Source organism: Microbacterium sp. Bi128, assembly GCF_918698205.1.
The window spans coordinates 1-3692 of sequence record NZ_CAKKMM010000434.1 but is presented as its reverse complement, the minus strand read 5'-3'; the positions used below and the strand labels follow the sequence as shown (position 1 = coordinate 3692).

The window sequence follows — 3692 nt, the reverse complement described above, 5'->3', positions numbered from 1 at the left end:
GTGTGGTCTTTCTCCCCGGAGATGATCAGCAACGGCCCCCGATCCGGATTCTTCGTGTCGACCTTGGCCTCGGTGAACGGGTTGAGGTTTGCGGTTGCAGCCTGGAACAGAGGCACGCCAGAGGCCGCGACATGAAAGGTGTCAAACAATTGACGGGCTTCGTCCTCGTCCAGGGCATTGGCCCAGCCGAAACGGAATTCGTCAAAAGTCAAAGACACTGCACGCTTTGCGTTGGCGGGATTCGCGATCACAGGCGCTGCTGACTTTAAGGCGGAGGCCGGCAGCGGCAGGACTCCCCGGAACGGTGCGGGATCGATCGCCACCGTGACTGCGGCGGCTCCGGTTCCGGCGATCCTCTGGGCGATGAGTCCGCCGAAGGAATGCCCCACGACGGCGGGCTTGATGGTGAGCTGGCCAATCGCGTCGAGGTAGTGGTCCGTGACTTGCCTGACCATCTTCTTGGCAAAGACCTCCGGGTCGCGTCTGGCCTCATCGACGCTTTCGGGATCATCGGGCCACGTGGGGGCGAGCGTGGTGTAGCCGTTCTCCTCATACAGGGCCCGCCACCGGTCCCAACTGCTGGACAGGAGCCACAGTCCGTGGACGAAGACGACGGGTTTGAGGCCGGAAGCGTTCGCCCGGTCCACCTGCTGTTGCTCGAGGTTCGTCATATCAGCCATGGCGCTCATCCGTTCGCGTGTGCATCGCGGGTCGTCGGTGGGGGACGCGGGGACGTCCTCCCGCAGGCACGAGTATGCCTGCGGGGCATGGCGAAGGCAATGCCTTTGCTGAATACCGGCACGGGCTGCGGGCCACGTGGCACCCGGGTACGCCTTGCCGGTCAGAGACTCGGAGTGCAGCCATGGTTTGCGGTCCGCCACGCGCACCGGGCCCCAAACCCGTGGCTTGTCAGGACCGGCTCTACAATGGTCTCGATGATGCCAGGACATATAGCAGCTGCTGAAGGAAAGAACGTGCTGAGCATCAGTGCGGGCATCATCACATCCGTCTGGCAGCCGGGCACGTTTGTTGATGTCGACGATGCCAGGGACGCGATGCTGGCCGTAGCGCAGATCAGCGGCGGAATACCGATGCCGATGCTCTCCGAAATGACGGACGTGGAGATCAGCGCGGCCGCCAGGTACGAGTTCGCGCAGACAACAGGGGTTCTGGCGATTGCCGTGCTTGGATCCAGCACAGTGGATCGTGTGATCGCGGCGGCCATGAGCCGGCACACCCGCTACCCCCACGAATTCTTCACGTCCAGGGACGAGGCCATGGCCTGGCTGAACAACTTCACCTCCAGCGGCCAGTCCGGTGGATACACGGACGGCATATCCGCCCTGGCGTGACAGTGCCGGCCTGCCCGGGTTAGGCCTTGTCCACCGTAAAAGCCGCCCCGGCCTCCTTGACTTGCTGGTTGGTCGCGGCCCAGCTGGCCAGCAGCCGCAGCGCATCTTCCGACGCGGAGCCGGGCTCGGCGTTGTAGACCAGCAGGGACAGCCCGGCGTCGGCGGAGACGTCCATTGCCTCGTAGATCAGGTGGAGATCCCCGACCACCGGGTGGTGCAAGTGCTTGAGCCCGGTGTAGTGCTGGCGCACGTTATGCGCCGCCCACAGGGTGCGGAATTCCTCGCTCCGCGTCGATAGTTCCCCGACCAGGTCGGTCAGCCCGCGGTCGTAGGGGTCCCGGCCGGCCTCGGTGCGCAGGATCGCGACGGTGTCGCTCGCCGCACGGTCCCAGTCCGGGTAGAAGCTGCGCGATCGTGCGTCCAGGAAGATGAACCGGGCATGGTTGGCCGGGCGGGCCGGACCCGCGTACATGTCCGAATACAGGGCATGGCCCAGCGGGTTGGCCGCAAGGATGTCCATGCGTCCGTTCCGCACAAAGGCGGGCGCGTTGGCGATGGCGTTCAGCGTCAGCTGAACGCTGCGCCGGACGGACTCCGCGGGACGGGGACGACGGCGGGTCCGGCTGCCCGGGGCCGCTGCCCGGGCCAGATCGAAGAGGTGGGCCCGTTCGGCGTCGTCGAGTTGCAGAGCCCTGGCCACAGCGTCCAGCACCCCCTCCGAAACGCCGGACAGGTTTCCCCGCTCCAGCCTCGTGTAGTACTCGACGCTGACGCCGGCCAGCATGGCGACTTCCCCGCGGCGGAGTCCGGGGACCCGGCGTTTCGCGCCGTAGATCGGCAATCCCGACTCTTCGGGGGTGATCTTGGCCCGGCGCGAGGCAAGGAACTCGCGGGTCGCCTCTCGATTATCCATGCCATCAACGTTAGGCCTTTGGGCTCTCTGAGGGAGGCCCTGCCAGTACCCCTATCAGCAGGGACTCCCTCACGGCCGCGTTACCGGGTTTGATGGATGGTGTTCCGTTGAACAACCCCCAACGATCAACAAGCAGGAGATTCATTGCTTACCGTCAACGCTTACGCATCACCGTCCGCGACCGAGCCGCTCGCCCTCACCACCATCGAGCGCCGTGACGTTGGACCGCACGATGTCCTGATCGAGATCAAGTACGCCGGGATCTGCCATTCCGATATCCACACTGTCCGCGGCGACTGGGGCCCGCAGACTTATCCGCTGGTTCCCGGCCATGAAATTGCCGGCATTGTCACCGAGGTGGGCACGGCCGTGACCAAGCACGCCGTCGGTGACCGGGTCGGCGTCGGCTGCATGGTCAACTCCTGCGGCGAGTGCGTCAACTGCCAGGCCGGCGAGGAGCAATACTGCCTCGCCGGGAACACCGGCACCTATGGCGCCGTCGACCGTGACGGCACCATCACCCAGGGCGGCTACTCCACCCACGTCGTTGTGACCGAAGATTTCGTGGTCACCATTCCCGAGGGCATCGAGCTCGACGTCGCCGCGCCGCTGCTGTGCGCCGGCATCACCACCTACTCGCCGCTGAACCACTGGGGCGCGGGTCCCGGCAAGAAGGTCGCGATCGTCGGACTCGGCGGACTCGGCCACATGGCCGTCAAGATCGCCCACGCCATGGGCGCCGAGGTCACAGTCCTGTCGCAGTCGCTGAAGAAGCAGGAAGACGGGCTGAAGCTGGGCGCGGACCATTACTACGCCACGAGCGACGAGAACACTTTCACGGACCTTGCCGGCACTTTTGACCTGATCATCAACACGGTCAGTGCCGCGATCGACATCAGCTCCTACCTGCAGCTGCTGACCCTCGACGGCGCACTGGTCAACGTCGGCGCCCCCGCGGAACCGCTCCCGGTGAACGCGTTCGCCCTGATCATGGGCCGCCGTTCCTTCGCCGGCTCGATGATCGGCGGCATCCGCGAAACCCAGGAAATGCTCAACTTCTGCGCCGAGCACGGCCTGGGCGCCGAAATCGAGGTCATCCCGGCCGCGAAGATCAACGACGCCTACGAGCGCGTCCTGGCCTCCGACGTCCGCTACCGCTTCGTGATCGACACCGCGACCCTGAACTAGGACGCAGCAGCGCACGAAGAACCCCGGGAGTGGGCGGACGCGGCCTCCGGTCGCGCCCGCCACCCGACAAAAACACCCTGTGAGGAAATGACAGTGGAAATCCAAGCCAGGAAGCCAAGCGTCAAGGGACCGGCGCAGATGTTCACCGGCGACGTCTGGTTTGACGTCGTCGCGGCCCCGCAGCCCGAACCGTCCCGCATGCGCGTCAACGCGGTGCACTTTGCCCCGTGCGCCCGCAC

4 protein-coding genes are annotated in these 3692 nt (G+C 65.5%); 2 read left to right on the top strand and 2 right to left on the bottom strand.

Annotated features, from left to right (window positions below):
• On the bottom strand, window positions 1-680 hold a 680-nt coding region (locus LQV45_RS20495; protein WP_230008595.1), incomplete at its 3' end, for an alpha/beta fold hydrolase.
• A 294-nt stretch (window positions 681-974) separates the two neighbouring features.
• Between LQV45_RS20495 and LQV45_RS20490 the strand changes: the two genes are divergently transcribed.
• Window positions 975-1352 carry an STAS/SEC14 domain-containing protein gene (locus LQV45_RS20490; protein WP_223914754.1) on the top strand — a complete coding sequence of 126 codons (378 nt, stop codon included), beginning with the start codon at window positions 975-977 and terminating at the stop codon, window positions 1350-1352.
• A gap of 19 nt (window positions 1353-1371) precedes the next feature.
• Here the strand turns inward: LQV45_RS20490 and LQV45_RS20485 are convergent, their stop codons facing one another.
• Complete coding sequence (locus tag LQV45_RS20485) at window positions 1372-2265, bottom strand: helix-turn-helix transcriptional regulator (protein WP_230008594.1); 894 nt, start codon at window positions 2263-2265, stop codon at window positions 1372-1374.
• A 144-nt stretch (window positions 2266-2409) separates the two neighbouring features.
• On the opposite strand from LQV45_RS20485, the gene LQV45_RS20480 reads away from it, so the two are divergent.
• Entirely contained in the window at window positions 2410-3453 is a 1044-nt protein-coding gene (locus LQV45_RS20480; protein WP_230008593.1) for an NAD(P)-dependent alcohol dehydrogenase, read from the top strand.
• Window positions 3454-3692: the final 239 nt, after the last annotated feature.

What these genes read in the sequence shown, in the direction of transcription:
- LQV45_RS20485 (WP_230008594.1), bottom strand. Translation starts at nt 2,265, where the DNA reads ATGGATAATCGAGAGGCGACCCGCGAGTTCCTTGCCTCGCGCCGGGCC.